Below are 16,771 nucleotides of genomic sequence, written 5' to 3' on the forward strand. Positions count from 1 at the left end.
TCCGAGCCATTGGACGACCCCTGGGCCGACAGCGGTCCTGGTGACCGTCTGCCCTCCCGACAGCGCCGCGGCGAGGGCCGGGGCCGCGACGAGCAGCACGAGCGCGGCGGTGAGAGCGGTGGCTGGGAGGGCGGGGCTCCTGCCTTTGAGCGAGTACCCCCTCAGGACCTCGATGCCGAGCAGTCCGTGCTCGGCGGCATGCTGCTTTCGAAGGATGCCATCGCGGACGTGGTGGAGATCCTCAAGGGGCACGACTTCTACCGTCCGGCCCACGAGACCGTCTACACGGCGATTCTCGACCTCTATGCCAAGGGCGAGCCGGCCGACCCCATCACGGTGGGCGCCGAGCTGACCAAGCGCGGCGAGATCACGAAGGTCGGCGGTGCGTCGTATCTGCACACCCTGGTGCAGACGGTGCCGACGGCGGCCAACGCGGAGTTCTACGCCGAGATCGTCCATGAGCGGGCGGTGCTGCGCCGGCTGGTCGAGGCGGGCACGAAGATCACGCAGATGGGATACGCGGCCGACGGTGATGTCGACGACATCGTCAACGCCGCCCAGGCCGAGATCTACGCGGTCACCGAGCAGCGCACCAGCGAGGACTATCTGCCGCTGGGCGACATCATGGAGGGCGCGCTCGACGAGATCGAGGCGATCGGCTCGCGTACGGGCGAGATGACGGGTGTGCCGACCGGTTTCACGGATTTCGACTCGTTGACCAACGGCCTGCACCCGGGCCAGATGATCGTCATCGCGGCGCGTCCCGCGATGGGTAAGTCGACGCTGGCGCTGGACTTCGCGCGGGCCTGTTCGATCAAGAACAACCTGCCCAGCGTGATCTTCTCCCTCGAAATGGGGCGCAACGAGATCGCGATGCGTCTGCTTTCGGCGGAGGCCAGGGTGGCGCTGCACCACATGCGCTCGGGCACGCTGACGGACGAGGACTGGACGCGGCTTGCGCGGCGTATGCCGGACGTCTCGCAGGCACCGCTGTACATCGACGATTCGCCGAACCTGTCGATGATGGAGATCCGGGCGAAGTGCCGTCGGCTGAAGCAGCGCAACGGTCTGAAGCTGGTGATCATCGACTATCTGCAGCTGATGCAGTCCGGTGGTTCGAAGCGTGCGGAGAGCCGTCAGCAGGAGGTCTCGGACATGTCGCGAAACCTGAAGCTGCTGGCGAAGGAGCTCGAGCTCCCGGTGATCGCGCTGTCGCAGCTGAACCGTGGTCCCGAGCAGCGTACGGACAAGAAGCCGATGGTCTCCGACCTGCGTGAATCGGGTTCCATCGAGCAGGACGCGGACATGGTCATCCTGCTGCACCGTGAGGACGCGTACGAGAAGGAGTCGCCGCGTGCGGGCGAGGCGGACCTGATGGTGGCCAAGCACCGTAATGGTCCGACGGCGACGATCACGGTGGCGTTCCAGGGTCACTACTCGCGCTTCGTGGACATGGCGCAGATCTGATCCGGGTTTTCTGATCTCTGAAAAGAGGTCGACGGGGCGGGGTGGTGCCGGTAGGTGTTGACCATGACTTCACCGCTCGAAGAGCTGCTTCCCAGTACGCGGCGCGCCCTCCTGCACCGCATCGCCAACGCTCAGGCCGAAGGAAGGGCGCCCTCGGTTGTCGTGGCGGTGCAGCGCGATGGGCGGACTGTCTGGACAGGGTCCCGTACGTGTGTGGACGGGCATGGGCCGGATGTGGATACGCAGTACCGGATCGGTTCGATCACCAAGACGTTCACCGCTGTGCTGGTGCTGCGGTTGCGTGACGAGGGTTTGCTCGGCCTCGGTGATGCGCTGGAGAAGCATCTTCCGGGTACGGGGGTGGGGGAGGTGACTGTTGCTCAACTCCTGAGTCACACTGCGGGGTTGGCGGCCGAGACGCCGGCGCCGTGGTGGGAGCGGACGCCGGGCAGCTTGCGCCCTGGGCTGGGCGATGTGCTGGGTGAGCAGGCGCGGATGCATCCGGCCGGGCGTACGCACCATTACTCCAACCCCGGTTACACGCTGCTCGGTCGGCTTGTCGAGGTGGTGCGTGGTGAGTCCTGGGCGCAGGTGCTGCGGCGGGAGGTGCTTGAGCCGCTGGGTATGCGGCGTACGAGCGCGCAGCCGCAGGCGCCGCATGCGGGCGGTTGGGCGGTGCACCCGTGGGCGGATGTGATGCTGCCCGAACCGTCCGTGGACCTTGGGCTGATGGCTCCGGCCGGTCAGCTCTGGTCGACGACCGCGGACCTTTGTCGCTTTGCGGCTTTCCTCGCGGCGGGGGACGAGAAGGTGCTGAGTGCGGAGTCCGTACGGGAGATGCGTACGCCTGCTGCTCCGGTGAGTCCTGGGGACCCGTTCGGTGGGTACGGGCTGGGGTTGCAGATCGTGCAGGACGGCGGCCGGACGCTGGTGGGGCATACGGGGTCGCTGCCGGGCTTTGTCGCGGGGCTGTGGGTGAGTGTGGAGGACGGGTTGGCCGCGGTGGCGCTCGTCAACGCCACGTCGGGGCTGTCCGCTCCGGCGGTGGCGGCCGACCTCGTTCGCATCGTTGCCGAGGCAGAGCCGCGTATCCCGGAGCCTTGGCGGCCCTTGCCCGAGGCCGAGGTCGACCAGGAGCTGCTGGCGCTGACGGGGCCGTGGTTCTGGGGCACGGCTTCGTACGCCCTCACGCTTGCGGCCGGCCGCGGTCTGGAGCTTCGGCCGCTGCGGGGCAGCGGCCGGGGTTCACGCTTCGCGGCCCGGCCGGACGGCACTTGGGTCGGTCTTGACGGTTACTACTTGGGGGAGACGCTCAGGGTGGTGCGGCGGGAGGACGGCTCGGTGAGCCATCTGGACCTGGGGTCGTTCGTCTTCACGCGGGAGCCGTACGAGCCGGGGGACGTCGTTCCTGGAGGCGTGGACGAAGGCGGCTGGCGCGGGCTGTGATGTTTCACGTGGAACCGGGCCTGGGGGTGGGCTGCCGGTAGAGTGCGAGCGGCCCGAAGCCGCAAGTTGGGATTGCGACTTCGGGCCCTGTCTGTGGGCTGGCTCCGACAGAGTTGCTTCAAGCAACGCTGATGAAGACCTGGAGCTTTACTCCGTTGTTCCACGCTTCCAGCAGGCCGCGGTGGACGGCGTTCTGGACGGCCGCTTTGACTTTGTCGAGTGCTTCCGTGCGTTCCGCGACGCTGGCGCGCAGTGTCCGCACCCTTGCTCGGGGCAACGAGTCAACGGATAAAGAAACGGTTTTCAGATACTCAGCTTGAATCCGACATGGGAGGCTTCGAAGCCGAGTCGCTCGTAGAAGCGGTGGGCGTCGGTGCGGGTGGTGTCGGAGGTCAGTTGGACCAGCTGGCAGTTCTGGCGGCGGGATTCGTCGATCGCCCACTCGATGAGCCGGGTGCCGAGGCCGCTGCCGCGTTCGTCGGTGTGGATGCGTACGCCTTCGATGATCGAGCGGGTGGTTCCGCGGCGGGACAGGCCCGGGACGACCGTGAGTTGCAGGGTGCCGACGACTTGGCCTTCGCGTACGGCGACGACCATGTGCTGGTTCGGGTCGTCGGTGAGGCGGGCGAGGGCCGCGGTGTACGGGGTGAGGTCGTCGGGGGATTCGCGCTGGGCGCCCAGGGGGTCGTCGGCGAGCATGGCGACGATCGCGGGGAGGTCGCCGGGGGCTGCGGGGCGTATCTCGAGATCGCTCATGGAGCGCAGGTTACGCAGGGGGTGGGTTACGCGGGGACTCGCAGCTCTTCCACCGCCCTGACCAGGGGTGCGAGCTCGGCGTTCTTCGCGGCTTCGTCGAGGGCCTCGCGCAGGGCCGCGTCGTTGGTGGGGCGGGCTTCGGCGAGCAGGGCCTGGCCGGCTTCGGTGACGTCGGTGTAGATGCCGCGCCGGTCGGTGTCGCAGAGGTAGCGGTTGAGCAGGTGGCGGTCTTCGAGGCGGGTGACCAGGCGGGTGGTGGCGCTCTGGCTCAGTACGACGGCGTCGGCGACCTGTTGCATGCGGAGGTGTCCGCCGGGGCCGTTGTGCTGGCGGCTGAGGACATCGAGGAGTGAGTACTCGCGCACGCTCAGGCTGTGCCGGCTCTGGAGGGCCTTCTCGATGTGGGCGTCGATCCTGCCGTGGAGCAGGGAGAGGGCGCACCAGCCCTGCGAGAGCGCGGTCAGTGCGGGGTCTGTGGCGGTCATGGATCTCTCCTCCTGCGGAGCGGCTTGAGCCCAGGGTAGGCGACGCGTGCAATAGCCAGCGTTTGCAATAGCCCGCGTCTGCAATTATTGTCGGCGCCCGTAAGGTGCATGTGCAATCTATTTGGAAGGTCTGGCCATGCCACTCGCCCTCCTCGCCCTGGCCATCGGGGCGTTCGGTATCGGCACCACAGAGTTCGTGATCATGGGGCTGCTGCCCGAGGTCGCCGCCGACTTCGGTGTCTCGATTCCCGTCGCCGGCTATCTGGTCAGCGGTTATGCGCTCGGTGTCGTACTGGGCGCTCCGCTGATGTCGGTCCTCGGCACCCGGATCTCCCGCAAGCGCATGCTGATGCTGCTGATGGGGCTGTTCATCGCGGGCAATCTGCTCTCGGCGCTCGCCCCCTCCTTCGGCGTGATGCTCGCCGGCCGTGTGGTGGCGTCCCTCGCGCACGGCGCGTTCTTCGGTATCGGGTCGATCGTCGCGGCCGACCTGGTCGCCCCGGAGAAGAAGGCCGGAGCCATCGCCATGATGTTTACCGGCCTCACGGTCGCCAACGTCGTGGGCGTCCCGCTCGGTACGTTCATCGGCCAGAGCTACGGCTGGCGGATCACCTTCGCCGCGGTGGCGGCGCTCGGCGTGCTGGGTCTCGCGGGCGTTGCCCGGCTCGTACCGGAGACACCCAAGCCCGAGGGCGTACGGCTGCGCCACGAGCTGGCGGCCTTCCGCAATGTGCAGGTGCTGCTCGCCATGGCGATGACCGTGCTCGGCTTCGGCGGTGTCTTCGCCGCGATCACCTACCTCGCGCCGATGATGACGGGCGTCGCCGGCTACTCCGCCGGGTCCGTCACATGGCTGCTGGTCCTCTTCGGTCTCGGCATGGTCGGCGGAAACCTGATCGGCGGCAAGTTCGCGGACCGTGCGCTGATGCCGTTGCTGTACGTGTCCCTGGGCGCCCTGGCCGTGGTCCTGGCGCTCTTCACCGTCACCGCGCACCACCAGGTCGCGGCGGCAGTGACGATCGTGCTGATCGGCGGGCTGGGCTTCGCGACCGTTCCGCCGCTCCAAAAGCGCGTACTGGACCAGGCCGCGGGTGCGCCGACCTTGGCCTCCGCTGTCAATATCGGCGCGTTCAACCTCGGCAACGCGCTCGCCGCCTGGCTGGGCGGCCTCGTCATCGCGGCAGGCCTCGGCTACACCGCTCCCAACTGGGTCGGTGCGGTTCTCGCCGCTTCGGCTCTTGGCCTCGCGTTCCTGTCCAGCGCCCTGGAGCACCGCACGGACGCCCGCAGCCGGGTCGTCGCGGGTTCGGTCCCCGGGCCGGCTACTGCAACCACTGTTGCCGCACGGCGCTGAACGCCCCCTGAACAACCCCCTCCGATCGAGGCCCTCGGCCGGTAGCGGGAGGGGCCGGTCCGGCCCAGCCGTTGTCAGCCGGCCGCGAGCGTCAGAGGCGCGAAGCGGCGGGTCCAGTCGCCGGGGAGGTCGGGGATACCGAAGGTCATTACGTCGTTGAAGGCGACCGGCTCCAGGCCGTGCGCCTTCAGCCATTCCAGCAGGTTCTCGTGGCGTACGTCGATGTCGGTGCGCAGGGGCCGGTCCGTACCGGCGGCCAGTGAGGTGATCAGTGCCTTGGCGGTCTGTGTGTCACGGGCGATCAGCGGGCCCACGACATGGGTATGCATGTTGGGCCAGGCGGCGGCGTATCCGCTGATGCCGTTGCGGTCCTCGGCGATGCGGATCTGGTCGGCGAAGGCGGGCAGCCGCGTGAGCATGTGGGTGCGGTCCTGGCCGAACACCTCGGTGTCCAGGCGCAGGATCGCGGGCAGGTCTTCGGCGGTGGCACGGCGGGTGGGCACGTCGGCGGGGAGAGCGGGCGGGCGGAAGTGGCCGAGGACCATCTCCGCCCTGCCGGTCACGGCGAAGCCGAGCTGTTCGTAGAGCGGGCGGCCGTGGGGTGTGGCGTGCAGGGTGAGCGGGGTGTCCCCGGCCTCCGCGATGAGGTGCCGCATCAGGCGGCGGCCGACACCCTGCCGTGCGTGGCGGCCGGCGACGAGCACCATGCCGATCGCGGCGAGTCCGAGTTCGTGCGCGGCTGCGGGGCCGTAAGCGGTGAGGACGCTTGCGGCGGCGAGGCCTTTTCCTTCCGGTGCGTCGATGCCGTAGCCGGTTCCGGCTGCCAGCAGCAGGCCCCATCGGTGCTCTTCGCGTTGCCAGCCCCTGTCTTCGCAGAGATCGGCGCAGGCGGTGAGATCGCCCAGGGTCAGACGACGGACGGGCAGATCGGCGAGCGAAGTCGGCATGGGGTCAGGCTGGCTGACGTACCGATCTTCCGTCCACCGCTTTACGTGAAGAGGAGGAGGCGGCTCGAAGGCGACGGCCGCGGCGGGTGAGTCCCCAGGGCTTGAGGACCGAGATCGCGGTCATGAAGAAGTAGGCACTGGATGCAACGATCGGCGCGGCGACCAGGCTGCTGTCGGGTACGCCCAGGGCCGCGGCCGCGCTGATCCCGGGACGCAGCGCGAAGATCGTCGCCGCTCCCGTGATGAGTGTCAGCCAGAACTTCACCCAGACCCATCGGTGCCTGGTCAGGCCCCACGGAGTGCCCAGGGACAGCACCAGCCCGGTGGCCAGCGACAGCAGTGCGACGGGTGCGACGAGCCAGTCGCCGAAGACCTTCATGGAGGTGTAGGCGGCCTGCGTCATGGCTGCGGACTCGGTCGTGTAGGCGGTGAGGCCGAGAGCGAGCAGCCCGACGGTGAGGCCCAGCCAGCCCACGGAGGCGGCGACGTGTGTGACGAGGAGTGCCCGGCGTGCGGGGCGAGGGAGTGGTTTCACGTGAAACACGCTGCCGTGGGATGGGCGGGTCCGGCGTCTGACAGCGGGAGTAACCGCGCGTACTAGCCTCGGCGTACATGACGAGACTTCATCTCTTCGATCTCGACGGAACGCTGATGCGAGGTTCGGCGGCGGCGGTCGAGATATCCCGTCAGCTGGGGGTGAGCGCCGAGATTGCCGAGCTCGAGCGGGACTTCCTGCTGCGGGGCATGGCGCCCGACGAGTTCGCCGTACGGGCCAGAGAGTTGTGGGCGCAGCTCACCGAGGCGCAGGTGGTGGCGGCCTTCGAGGGGGCGCCCTGGTTGTCGGGCATTGAGGAGGTGTGGGCGGACATCCGCTCGCGTGGTGAGTACTGCGCCGTCATCTCCTTGTCGCCGGACTTCTTCGTGGAGCGGCTGCTGGTGTGGGGCGCGCATGCCGCGCATGGTTCCCGCTGGCCGGCGGTGCCTTTTCTGGAGCCGGTGGAACGGGCGGGGATCTTGAACGCGGCCGCGAAAGTGAAGATCGCAGACCGGCTCTGTGAAGAATTCGGGCTGCTTCGGAGTGACTGCGTCGCTTACGGGGATTCGATGTCGGACGCGGAGATCTTTGCGGCGGTGCCGCTTTCGGTGGCAGTCAACGCAGATCACCATGTGTCGGAGCTTGCTGTGCTTGCCTATCGGGGTGGTGATCTGCGTGAGGCGTACGAACTGGTGCAGTCCCGCCGGTAATTCGGGATTAGCCGCAGAGCGGTCGCGGACCGGCAGCGGGGGTGCGGCCGAAGCAGGGGGCTTGTGTGGCGCGCTACCGCCGGTAGGGTCTACTCCGGTTTGCTCCCAGGCCCTTACCGCGTAAGGCATGGGGCAAAGCAGCCTAACCAGAAAACGGGTTCGGATGCCCGGACTTCCAGGTCTTTGTCCGATGCGCGAGTGGTGCCTGGCATGCTGCGACGACGGGAACTGCGGGCAATGTCACACTTTTGTCCGGCTCAAACCAATTAGGGGTAGTGGCGTGATTAGTGTGGGCTGTCGGCAGAGCTGGGATACAGACAGCGCCGACGGCACAGGCAGCGCAGATCTGAAGCAGAGCGGGGAAATTGCGAGCACGTTCCGGTCCCGGAAGTGCAGAGACCGACCGAAAGCTGTTCGAGGCGAGGCACATCTATGGACGCTCCGACCACCACGGCGGCCGGCAACGGCACTTCCGACGAGAGCGGCGGCGGCTGGTTCAAGCCGCGCATAAAGCCGGGCGAGGGGTCCCAGCAGCCGCCCGGCCAGGGTTCGGACCCGGGGCAGGACCGGATACCGGGGGCGGGCGCCAACCGTCCCAGCCGCTCGGTGTCCGCGATACGCCCGGTGGGCACCGGCGCCTCGCGTCCCCCTCAGCCCGCCGCTCAGCCCCCGGCCGGCCCCGGGCGCGACCCGGGCGCCGAGTCCCGGCCGGAAGCGGCGACGGCTCCCACCGCGCGTCCGGTGCCGGAAGCGCCTGCCCCGGAAGCGCCCGCTCCCGAGGCTTACGCCCCCGAGCGGCCTGCCCCCGAGCCGCAGACGCCCGAGTGGCACGCCTTCCAGCCCAAGCCGGCTGAGGAGCAAGCGCCGCGCGCCACCTCCGCCGCGCTCCCCACCTCCGCCGCGCTCCCCACCTCCCCCGGCCCCACCTCCCCCGGCCCCACCTCCCCCGCGGCCCCCGCCGCCCCCGTGTCCCGCGACGCGGCCCTCATACGCCGCACCCTCGCCGACATCGGCGAGGACGCCGGCAAGGTCACGTCGTACTTCTACGCGCTGCTCTTCACCCGCCACCCCGAGCTGCGCGCGCTCTTCCCGGCCGCCATGGACACCCAGCGCGACCGCCTCCTCAAGGCACTGCTGACCGCCGCGGAGCACATCGACAACAAGCCGGTGCTCACCGAGTACCTCCGCAATCTGGGGCGCGGTCACCGCAAGTACGGCACCCAGGCCTCCCACTACCCGGCCGTCGGTGAGGCCCTCCTGGGGGCGCTGGCCCGTTACGCGTCGTCCACCTGGGACGACGAGTCCGAGGCCGCGTGGATCCGTACGTACACCGCGATCTCGCAGATCATGATCGACGCGGCTGCCGAGAACGAGCTGCGCGCGCCCGCCTGGTGGCAGGCCGAGGTCGTTTCGCACGATCTGCGCACACCAGACATAGCGGTCATCACGCTGCGCCCCGACCAGCCCTACCCCTTCCTGGCCGGCCAGTACACGAGCCTGGAGACCCCGTGGTGGCCGCGGATCTGGCGGCACTACTCCTTCGCCGCGGCCCCCCGCCCCGACGGTCTGCTGTCCTTCCACGTCAAGGCGGTCCCGGCCGGCTGGGTCTCCAACGCCCTGGTCCACCGCGCCCGCCCCGGCGACACCGTGCGCCTGGGCCCCCCGGCCGGCTCGATGACCGTCGACCACACCACCGCCAACGGTCTGCTCTGCCTCGGCGGCGGCACCGGCATAGCGCCGATCAAGGCGCTCGTCGAGGACGTGGCCGAGCACGGCGAGCGCCGCCCCGTCGATGTCTTCTACGGGGCCCGCACCGACTACGACCTGTACGACATCGACACGATGCTGCGCCTCCAGCAGTCCCACTCGTGGCTCTCGGTGCACCCGATGGTCGACGGGAAGACGCAGTTCCCGGACGCCGTGCTGGAGTACGGCCCGTGGAACTCCCACGACGCCTACCTGTCCGGACCGCCCGGCATGATCCGCAGCGGCGTCGACGCCCTCAGGAACATCGGGATCCCGGGCGAGCGCATCCGCCACGACTCCCTCGAAGAGCTGGTGGCCGCAGGCGACTGAGCGGCCGGCGACTGAGTGGCGGGCGGAATCAGCCCAGGTCGTGGGCGTGCATGGCCCGTACGCCCTCGATGTTGCCGTCCAGGTAGTGGCGCAGCGACAGCGGCACGAGGTGCACCGCCGCGATCCCCATCCGGCTGAAGGGCACCCGTACGATCTCGTACTCGCCGCACGGTTCCTCGACTTCGGGGCCGTGCCGCAGGGCGGGGTCCATGGATTCCAGCCGGCAGACGAAGAAGTGCTGCACCTTTACGCCGGTCACCCCGCCGCCCGCGATGTGCTCGACGGTGTCGACGAAGCAGGGCACCACATCGGTGATCTTCGCGCCGAGTTCCTCGTCGACTTCGCGGTGCAGGGCGTCGACGACGGTGGCGTCCTCGGGTTCGACGCCGCCGCCCGGCGTGAGCCAGTACGGATCGACGCCCGGCTTGGTGCGCTTGATGAGGATCAGGTCGTCACCGTCGAGCAGGATGGCGCGTGCGGTGCGCTTGACCACGGGCCTCGGAGGTGCGGGGGTGGTCCCCTCGGGAAATGAGGTGCCGGTCATGGCAATACAGTGGCCCACCTCGCCGGTTCTGAAACTCTCCGCACCGCTGTTGTACGTCGCCTCAGGACCAGTCGGTGGCAGCGCGCAGCAGCCACTCGTGCGCCCGCGCGATGTGCGCAAGGGTGAGCGTGCCGGTGCGTACGGCGAGGAAGTAGGTGCGCAGGGGCGGTACGGGAGGGTCGAAGAGAGCCACGACCTCACCTCGCTCCAGTGCTTCTTCGCACAGATACCGGGGCAGTACGGCGAGTCCCGCACCGGCGGCCGTGGCGTGCAGCACCGCGCGCAGGTCGGGTGCGACGACGGTGCCCGCCGAGGCCGGCCGCGCGTCGAAGACGGCGGTCCAGTAGCGGGTGACCAGAGGCAGCGACTCGTGCACCTCCACCACCGGCAGCTGCTCCAGTACCCGTGGCCCCTTGCGGCGCAGCAGCCCGGGGCCGATCCTGCCGGCCCAGCGCGGGGCCGCGACCAGGACGTGCTCCTCGTCGCAGAGGGCGGTCCCGGTGAGGACGGTGCCGCGCGGGCGGTCCGTGGAGATGGCCAGGTCGTGGTGGCCGGCGGCGAGGCCCTCCAGGGTCTCCTGCGCGTTGCCGAAGGAGATGCGCAGCGCCAGGCCCTGCGCGATGAGCGGCGAGAGCGCGGGCAGGACGCGTACGGAGGTGAACTCCGGTGGCCCCGCGAGGTGCAGGGTCCGTACGCCGGAGTCCTCGTCGAGCCCTGCCTCGGTGATCTCGACGAGCGCGTCGAGGTGCGGCGCAGCGCGGTGTGCGAGCTCGTCGCCGACGGTGGTGGGGGTTACGCCGCGGGCCTGGCGCAGGAACAGCGGGCGCCCCAATTGCCGTTCCAGGGTGCGTATCTGGCTGGTCACGGCGGGCTGGGACAGTCCGAGGAGCGCGGCGGCGCGGGTGAAGGAGCCGGCCCGGTGCACCGTGACGAACGTGCGGAGCAGAGCCAGGTCCATGGCGCGGCCTCCCGTCCCGGCGGTGTCGCCGACGGTAACAACTATAAATATGTCGATAGGTCTCTGTCGCTAACGTGATTGGACACTGACGCAGAGTCAACTAGCCTTGTTTTCGCGGTTCTTCGCGCGTGGAACCGGGACGGTCCGAGCCATGAGGGGGGAGGCTCGGACCGTCCGTTGTACGTACGACTGTGCTGCGGCGTGCTCTACAGCGCCGCCTCGTCGAGCGCCCGCAGCACATCCGCCACCAGGTCCGGGGCGTCCTCGGCGCCGACGGAGAAGCGGACGAAGCCCTCCGGTACGGCGTCGCCGCCCCATCGCCCGCGCCGCTCGGCGGTGGACCGTACGCCGCCGAAGCTGGTCGCGTCGTCGGCCAGCCGCAGCCCTTCCAGGAACCGCTCGGCGTACCCGCGGTCGGGCAGCGTGAAGGAGACGACGCAGCCGAAGCGGCGCATCTGGCGCGACGCGACCGCGTGCGAGGGGTCGCCGGGCAGCCCGGGGTGGCGCAGCCCGCTCACGGCCGGGTGCTCGCGCAGTGCCTCGGCGAGGGCCAGGGCGTTCGCCCCCTGCTTGTCGGCGCGCAGCTGGAGGGTGGCCAGTGAGCGGTGCGCCAGCCAGGCCTCCATCGGGCCGGGGATGGCCCCGACGACCTTGCGCCAGCGCCGTACCCGCGCCGCGAGCCGCGCGTCGCGGCAGGTCACGTAGCCGAGCAGGACATCACCGTGGCCGGTGAGGCCCTTGGTGCCGCTGGCCACGGAGAAGTCCGCGCCGAGTTCCAGCGGCCGCTGTCCGAGCGGGGTGGCGAGGGTGTTGTCGACGGCGACCAGCGCTCCGGCGGCGTGTGCGGCGTCCGCGAGCCGGCGGATGTCGCACACGTCGAGGCCGGGGTTGGACGGCGTCTCGATCCACAGCAGCCGCGCCCCGTCGAGTACGCCGAGCTGGGCGTCGCCGCCGGTCGGCGCGGTGCGCACCGTCACGTCGTACGCCGCCAGCTGTTCGCGTACGAGCGCGAGGGCCTGGTAGCCGTCGTCGGGCAGTACGACCGTGTCACCGGCCCGCGTCTGCGACAGGAGGACGGCGGAGACGGCGGCCATGCCGGAGGCGAAGACGACGGTCTCGACGCCGGTCTCCTGAGGTGCCTCCAGCTCGCCGATGGCCCGTTCCAGGTGGGTCCAGGTGGGGTTCTCGTCGCGTCCGTAGGTGTACGGCCCGGTCGACTCGCCGGGCAGGTGGTAGTGCGCGGCGAAGACCGGCCCCGGGAGCGTCGGTTCGTACGCGACAGGTTCGGGAAGACCCGCGCGTACCGCCCTGGTGCCGTCTCCCACCGCGTTGTTCTCGGCGCCCATCCGTCAGTCCTTCTCCGGCAGGATCACGTTCAGTGCCCACGAGACGACGCTGATGATCAGGCCGCCGAGTACGGCCGTCCAGAAGCCCTCGACGTGGAAGCTGAGGTCGAACTTGTCGGCCAGCCACGAGGTGAGCAGCAGCATCAGCGCGTTGATCACCAGGGTGATCAGGCCGAGCGTGAGGATGAAGAGCGGCAGGGTCAGCAGCTGAACGACCGGCTTGACGAGGAAGTTCACCAGGCCGAAGAGGAGCGCGACGATGACCAGCGTCAGCGCCTTGTTGCCGGTGCTGTCGCCGGTCAGTGTGATGTCGTGGAGGAGCCAGATGGCTACGAGCAGGGCCCCCGCGTTGGCGATCGTCTTGACTAGGAAATTCATCATGTGTCTGATCGTGGCAGACATGATCGGTGGCGGACACCGGCGCACGGCAGGGCGAGGGGCGGACGGACGATGAAGGCATTCCGACTGGACGAGCTGGAGGCGGAGCGCGCCGCCAACGACGGCGCGTATCTGCAGTTCCTGAGGGAAAGGAACATGTCGGTCGGTCTGTACGCGCTGAACGCGGGCGAGACCGACTCGCAGCAGCCGCACCGCGAGGACGAGGTGTACTTCGTCGTCAGCGGGCGCGCGTCGATCACCGTCGGCATGGAGACGACGCAGGTGGGGCGGGGCAGCGTGGTGTACGTACAGGCCGGCGTGCCGCACAAGTTCCACCACATCACCGAGGATCTGCGGGTGATGGTCGTCTTCTCGCCGCCCGAGAGCTGACGGGCTGCCCCGGGTCCGGGCCCGGAAGTCGGGGTTCCCTAGGGGGCCGATCAGGGGTCTTCAAGGGCTCCCGGGCCCCCGTGAGCCACCCCTTCGCCCCTAGCATCGAGTTCAGGAAGACGAGCTGCGAGTGAGAAGAGGCAAAGCGATGGCTGTGCGGGAGATATTCGCAGGGATGCCGTGGTGGGTGAAGTGGATCGCGGTGCCCGTCATCGCGCTGGCCGTGTTCGGCGGCGTCATCCTGAGCGCCATCGGCATGTTGATCGGCCTCCTGTTCAAGGTGCTCGTTTTCGTCGCCCTGGTCGGCGGACTGATCTACGGCGTGCGCAAGTTCATGGCGTCGTCCTCGTCCTCGCGCGGCGACTGGTAGCCCGTACGGCCGTTAGCCCACCCGGGGGATCCGGGTACGGGAAGCACTCTGCGCGCACGGACTGGGCGGTTAGAGTGACGATTCTCTGATGCCTCCGGCGGGCGCACGGCCCGTCAGTACGCCTGGGGGTGCGTCCTGTGGCCACGGCACAAACCGCCGCCGCTCCGGCTCCGAATCCCACTGAGGATCCCACTGCGAATCGCAGTCCGAACCCCACCGCGGCTCCGACCCTGATCGGTTCGGTGCAGCGCGCCCTGCGCCTGCTGGAGGCGGTGGGAGCCCATGCCGACGGGGCCCCCGCCAAGCAGCTCGCGAGAGAGGCGGGCCTTCCCCTGCCCACCGCCTATCACCTGCTGCGCACGCTGGCGTACGAGGGCTATCTGCGGCGCCGGCACGGGGTGTTCGTACTCGGTGAGGCGGCCGGGCGGCTGGCGGGCGCGGGAGCGCGGCAGAACCGCCGCCGCATGATCACCGATTCCCTGGAGTACTGGCGGGACGCGATCGGCGTACCCGTGTACTTCGCGCTCTACCACGAGGGCGAGATCGACCTCGTGGCGGTCGCCCAGGGGCCGTCGTTCCCCGCCGTCGAGGAGTGGGCCGACTTCCGTGACACCGGGCACGCCCACGCGCTGGGCCAGTGCCTGCTGAGCCAGCTCGACGAGAAGTCCCGCCGCGACCACCTGGCCCGTCATCCGGTCGAGCCGCTCACGCGCTATTCGGTACGGGACCGATGGGCCCTGCTGGAGCGCCTGCGGTCGATGGAGCGGATGCGGCCGGTCGTGGAACGTCAGGAGTACGCGGTCGGATCGGTGTGTGCCGCCATTCCGGTCACGGTCGGGTCGACCGCGGCCGCGATGGCCATTTCGCTGCCCGCCGATCAGGAACGGCGGTTGCTGCCCGCAGCAGATCAGTTGCGCGGCGCGGTGGGCGGGCTGCTCAGCTCGTTCGCGTTCTCTATCAGTATCTGAAATATCACTCCTTGTGCCTCCGCCGGTACTTCGAGCACGATGGCGTCAAGAGGGCCAGGGGCGAGCATTCCTGGCCGGTTTCACTAGTGCGGGGTCAAGTAATGGGCGAGTCGGTTCAGGCAGAGGTCATGATGAGCTTCCTTGTGTCGGAGGAGCTCTCTTTCCGGATTCCGGTGGACCTGCGGTACGCGATCGGTGATCCGTACGCGGTCCGTATGACGTTCCATCTGCCCGGCGACGAGCCCGTCACGTGGGCGTTCGGGCGGGAGTTGCTTCTCGACGGTCTCAACCGGCCGTGCGGCGAGGGCGATGTGCGCATCGGGCCGGCCGGCCCCGAAGAGCTTCTGGATGTTCACATCCGGCTTCAGGTCGCCGGGGTCCGTGCGCTGTTCCGGGCGAGCGCCGCGCCGCTGGTGGCGTTCCTCGACCGTACGGACAGGCTTGTGCCGCTCGGGCAGGAGTATGCCCTCGGGGGCTCGGCCGGGGATCTGGAGGAAGCGCTGAGCCGGATCCTCGCCGAGGAGCAGAACGCCGGCTGAGCGCGCCGCGGCGGCGGGTCAGCGCTTGCGGCGCCGGCCCTTGCCGCCGCCACCGATGCCGCCGCCACCGCGCGCGGGCGAAGCCGCAGCGGGCCCGTCGGACCCCGGCCGGTCGGCCGAGACGACCAGCGCCGCGAGCGCGGTCGTCACCGGCACCGAGGCGACCAGACCGATCGAGCCGACCAGCGTGCGTACGATCTCCTCCGCGACCAGCTCGCTGTTGGCGACCGTACCGACACTGCTCTGCGCGATCGAGAAGAGCAGCAGCAACGGCAGGGCGGCGCCCGCGTACGCCAGGACGAGCGTGTTGACGACGGACGCGATGTGGTCGCGGCCGATGCGGATACCGGCCCGGTAGAGGGCGCGGGGGCCCATCGAGGGGTCCGCCTGGTGGAGTTCCCAGACCGCCGACGTCTGGGTGACCGTCACGTCGTCGAGCACACCGAGCGAGCCGATGATGACGCCCGCGAGCAGCAGACCGCTCATGTCGATGTCCGGGTAGAGGCCGTGGATGAGCCCGGTGTTGTCGTCCGTGTTGCCGCTCAGGAACGCCCAGCCGATGAAGAGCGAGCCGAGCAGCCCGATCAGCAGCAGCGAGATGAGCGTGCCGACGACGGCGACGGACGTACGGGCCGACAGGCCGTGGCATGCGTAGAGCGCGATGAGCATGATGGCGCTGGCCCCGACGACCGCGACGATCAGCGGATTCGAACCCTGGAGGATCGCGGGGAGGATGAACAGGGTCAGGATCGCGAAGGACACGGCGAGCGAGATCAGCGCCATCAGGCCCTTCAGCCGCCCGACGACGACGACCGCGAGCGCGAAGAGCCCGGCGAGCAGGGCCATCGGGACCCCGCGGTCCACGTCGGTCACCGAGTACTGGAGGTCGCGGGGCGCGTCGGGCGCGTACGCCACCACTACGCCCTGCCCCTCGTTCAGCTGCCTGGGCGCGTCGGGCTGGACGATCTCGGTGAAGGTACGGCCCTTGTCCTTGCCGGAGGTGACCTCGATCGTCGCCCTCTCGCAGGTGCCCTGCTGGGCCCGCTGGGCCTCGCGGCCCGACGGTGTGGTCGTGTCGCCGGTCGGGGGCACCTGGGCGGCGTTCACGTCCCTGCAGTCGACCTGCTGCACGGACGTCACCTTGCCGTCCACGGTCTGCCGGTCGAAGCCGACACCGGTGCGCTCGTGGCCGGGCGCGCCGCCCGGCCAGAGCACGACGAGGCCGATGAAAACGGCCGTGGCGAAGGGGATCAGCACCGCCGAGATGACCTTGCGCAGGTGCTTGGAGACGGGCGCGGCGGGCCCGTGGCTGTGGGTGTGGCCGTGGGTTTCGGGCGTGGGCTGAGGGGTCGGCTGTGGGGACGTCACCGACCGATCATCGCAAGAACGACGGGGGCCCTCTGTTCAGCGCGCCAGAAGGGACGCTAGCGTGGGGGCACCTTTGCACACGCGGGAGCTCGGAGCACCGGGCTGAGAGGGCGCTGACCTTCGTACGCAAAACC

General features: G+C 69.5%; 19 protein-coding genes. 9 read left to right on the forward strand and 10 right to left on the reverse strand.

The genetic code is table 11. The features are described from left to right. Window positions 1–9 precede the first annotated feature (9 nt). Together dnaB and AC1P0E_RS17200 are read left to right on the forward strand one after the other, a co-directional pair. Window positions 10–1,467, forward strand: coding sequence for a replicative DNA helicase (gene dnaB, locus AC1P0E_RS17195; RefSeq protein WP_482745784.1), 1,458 nt, complete (start codon window positions 10–12; stop codon window positions 1,465–1,467). A 63-nt stretch (window positions 1,468–1,530) separates the two neighbouring features. Next, window positions 1,531–2,913 carry a serine hydrolase domain-containing protein gene (locus AC1P0E_RS17200; protein ID WP_482743047.1) on the forward strand — a complete coding sequence of 461 codons (1,383 nt, stop codon included), beginning with the start codon at window positions 1,531–1,533 and terminating at the stop codon, window positions 2,911–2,913. A 118-nt stretch (window positions 2,914–3,031) separates the two neighbouring features. On the opposite strand, the gene AC1P0E_RS17205 is transcribed toward AC1P0E_RS17200, so the two are convergent. From AC1P0E_RS17205 to AC1P0E_RS17215, 3 genes are read right to left on the reverse strand one after another with little or no spacing between them, the layout of a single operon-like run. Further along, window positions 3,032–3,190 (reverse strand): hypothetical protein, encoded by a 159-nt coding sequence (locus tag AC1P0E_RS17205; RefSeq protein ID WP_482743048.1) that lies wholly within the window; start codon window positions 3,188–3,190, stop codon window positions 3,032–3,034. 26 nt (window positions 3,191–3,216) lie between these two features. Then, window positions 3,217–3,669: a GNAT family N-acetyltransferase gene (locus tag AC1P0E_RS17210; RefSeq protein ID WP_482743049.1), complete on the reverse strand. Its 453-nt coding sequence runs from the start codon at window positions 3,667–3,669 to the stop codon at window positions 3,217–3,219. Window positions 3,670–3,695: 26 nt separating this feature from the next. Then, complete coding sequence (locus tag AC1P0E_RS17215; protein ID WP_482743050.1) at window positions 3,696–4,154, reverse strand: MarR family winged helix-turn-helix transcriptional regulator; 459 nt, start codon at window positions 4,152–4,154, stop codon at window positions 3,696–3,698. Window positions 4,155–4,290: 136 nt separating this feature from the next. On the opposite strand from AC1P0E_RS17215, the gene AC1P0E_RS17220 reads away from it, so the two are divergent. Continuing rightward, window positions 4,291–5,508: an MFS transporter gene (locus AC1P0E_RS17220; RefSeq protein ID WP_482743051.1), complete on the forward strand. Its 1,218-nt coding sequence runs from the start codon at window positions 4,291–4,293 to the stop codon at window positions 5,506–5,508. A 74-nt stretch (window positions 5,509–5,582) separates the two neighbouring features. On the opposite strand, the gene AC1P0E_RS17225 is transcribed toward AC1P0E_RS17220, so the two are convergent. Continuing rightward, the gene (locus AC1P0E_RS17225; protein ID WP_482743052.1) at window positions 5,583–6,455 is read right to left on the reverse strand and encodes a GNAT family N-acetyltransferase; all 873 of its coding nucleotides are present in this window, start codon (window positions 6,453–6,455) and stop codon (window positions 5,583–5,585) included. Window positions 6,456–6,459: 4 nt separating this feature from the next. Next, a complete protein-coding gene (locus tag AC1P0E_RS17230; protein WP_482743053.1) occupies window positions 6,460–6,990 on the reverse strand; it encodes a DUF2269 domain-containing protein in 531 nt (176 codons plus the stop codon). A 77-nt stretch (window positions 6,991–7,067) separates the two neighbouring features. On the opposite strand from AC1P0E_RS17230, the gene AC1P0E_RS17235 reads away from it, so the two are divergent. Further along, complete coding sequence (locus tag AC1P0E_RS17235; protein ID WP_482743054.1) at window positions 7,068–7,700, forward strand: HAD family hydrolase; 633 nt, start codon at window positions 7,068–7,070, stop codon at window positions 7,698–7,700. Window positions 7,701–8,132: 432 nt separating this feature from the next. Beyond that, window positions 8,133–9,776: a globin domain-containing protein gene (locus AC1P0E_RS17240; RefSeq protein ID WP_482743055.1), complete on the forward strand. Its 1,644-nt coding sequence runs from the start codon at window positions 8,133–8,135 to the stop codon at window positions 9,774–9,776. A 28-nt stretch (window positions 9,777–9,804) separates the two neighbouring features. On the opposite strand, the gene AC1P0E_RS17245 is transcribed toward AC1P0E_RS17240, so the two are convergent. The 4 genes from AC1P0E_RS17245 to AC1P0E_RS17260 all read right to left on the reverse strand — a co-directional run bounded on the left by AC1P0E_RS17245 (window position 9,805) and on the right by AC1P0E_RS17260 (window position 13,005). Continuing rightward, the gene (locus tag AC1P0E_RS17245; RefSeq protein WP_482743056.1) at window positions 9,805–10,320 is read right to left on the reverse strand and encodes an NUDIX domain-containing protein; all 516 of its coding nucleotides are present in this window, start codon (window positions 10,318–10,320) and stop codon (window positions 9,805–9,807) included. Between the two features lie 61 nt (window positions 10,321–10,381). Beyond that, window positions 10,382–11,278: a LysR family transcriptional regulator gene (locus AC1P0E_RS17250; RefSeq protein ID WP_482743057.1), complete on the reverse strand. Its 897-nt coding sequence runs from the start codon at window positions 11,276–11,278 to the stop codon at window positions 10,382–10,384. A gap of 206 nt (window positions 11,279–11,484) precedes the next feature. Then, entirely contained in the window at window positions 11,485–12,624 is a 1,140-nt protein-coding gene (locus AC1P0E_RS17255; RefSeq protein ID WP_482743058.1) for a cystathionine gamma-lyase, read from the reverse strand. A gap of 3 nt (window positions 12,625–12,627) precedes the next feature. Beyond that, a complete protein-coding gene (locus AC1P0E_RS17260) occupies window positions 12,628–13,005 on the reverse strand; it encodes a phage holin family protein (RefSeq protein ID WP_482743059.1) in 378 nt (125 codons plus the stop codon). A gap of 69 nt (window positions 13,006–13,074) precedes the next feature. Between AC1P0E_RS17260 and AC1P0E_RS17265 the strand changes: the two genes are divergently transcribed. The 4 genes from AC1P0E_RS17265 to AC1P0E_RS17280 all read left to right on the forward strand — a co-directional run bounded on the left by AC1P0E_RS17265 (window position 13,075) and on the right by AC1P0E_RS17280 (window position 15,269). Beyond that, a complete protein-coding gene (locus AC1P0E_RS17265; protein ID WP_454375329.1) occupies window positions 13,075–13,392 on the forward strand; it encodes a cupin domain-containing protein in 318 nt (105 codons plus the stop codon). Window positions 13,393–13,546: 154 nt separating this feature from the next. After that, window positions 13,547–13,762 (forward strand): DUF5326 family protein, encoded by a 216-nt coding sequence (locus AC1P0E_RS17270; RefSeq protein ID WP_482745785.1) that lies wholly within the window; start codon window positions 13,547–13,549, stop codon window positions 13,760–13,762. A 242-nt stretch (window positions 13,763–14,004) separates the two neighbouring features. Next, window positions 14,005–14,730 (forward strand): IclR family transcriptional regulator, encoded by a 726-nt coding sequence (locus AC1P0E_RS17275; RefSeq protein ID WP_482743060.1) that lies wholly within the window; start codon window positions 14,005–14,007, stop codon window positions 14,728–14,730. Window positions 14,731–14,831: 101 nt separating this feature from the next. Continuing rightward, window positions 14,832–15,269, forward strand: a complete 438-nt coding sequence (locus AC1P0E_RS17280) for an SsgA family sporulation/cell division regulator (protein WP_482743061.1) — start codon at window positions 14,832–14,834, stop codon at window positions 15,267–15,269. Window positions 15,270–15,287: 18 nt separating this feature from the next. Here the strand turns inward: AC1P0E_RS17280 and AC1P0E_RS17285 are convergent, their stop codons facing one another. Continuing rightward, a complete protein-coding gene (locus AC1P0E_RS17285; protein WP_482743062.1) occupies window positions 15,288–16,637 on the reverse strand; it encodes a YibE/F family protein in 1,350 nt (449 codons plus the stop codon). Window positions 16,638–16,771 lie beyond the last annotated feature (134 nt).

Source organism: Streptomyces sp. TRD_SC_5, assembly GCF_056836825.1.